Source organism: Micromonospora sp. RTBAU3-60, assembly GCF_054963695.1.
This window is the reverse complement of the sequence record NZ_JBUEGB010000189.1, coordinates 1-954: the sequence shown is the minus strand read 5'-3', so window position 1 is coordinate 954 and position 954 is coordinate 1. Positions and strand designations below refer to the sequence as shown.

Here is a 954-nt window from a genome sequence, read left to right as displayed (position 1 = left end):
GGGCCCCATTCCATCGCCGCCGGCCGACCAGGCAACGAACGGGACGACAGGTCCAAAGACTCAGACTCAGACTCTGACTCTGACCCGGACGACTCTGACCCGGACGACTCCGCCCCGGACGACCCAACCGGCCGCGCCAACGTGGGAGCCACAAACGACTCCTTCACCGCCAGAAACTCGCGGATCTCCCAGTCGGTGAACCCAGGCGCGTGGAGACGAGCATCACCGACCGGCCCGGTCCTCTTCAGGAAAGCATCAGGCGAATCAGGGTGCGGAATCCCAGCGTAATGCTTGAGCTCATGCCCATACCAGCCAGGAGGAAGACCCTCAAACCAACGGCCCTGCGTGTGCCGACCCGCCGACCCATCAGCACTGACCCACACATCCTCGCTCTCCTGCAGAGCACTACCTTTACGGCTGAGCCGCACCCGCGTCCGGACATCCCTCTGGGGCACCGGATCGAACACCACCTCGACCCGCGGCCCACCCCCAACCCCCACAGCCCGGTTGGTCTCCACCACCCACTGCTCAACAGCACCCAACGTGCGCAGAATCGCATCCTTCGTCACATCCGCATCAGGCTTCAAACGCAGACGGAACACCACCGTCCCCGACTCACGATGCGCCCAATAATCGACGAAGACCCGCTCCCCCGCATCCTTCCCCGCATGCTCCACCCGGAAAGGACGAACCTCCCCCGGCGTCGGCACCAACCGCAACGGCTCCTTACCCAGCCACATAAACCGATCAGTAAACACATGCGTCATCTCGTCCCAAGCCGGCAAACTTGCCGAACTCCGATACGACACACGCCAACCACCGCCCTTCGCCACCTCCACAGACGGCTCCACACCCGCCGCCCACCCCGAAGACGACACGGCCCCCACGCCCACACCAGCCGAGAACGAGCCCTTCCCAGGACCCCACACAAACGCGGCCGGGCTGCCAGGCAAC

At 64.8% G+C, this 954-nt stretch carries 1 protein-coding gene; it reads right to left on the bottom strand.

The window, feature by feature from the left end; all coding sequences use genetic code 11:
• Window positions 1-839, bottom strand: an 839-nt coding sequence (locus tag ACY34I_RS40495; protein ID WP_462760845.1) for a hypothetical protein, incomplete at its 3' end; no start/stop codon positions are given.
• Window positions 840-954 lie beyond the last annotated feature (115 nt).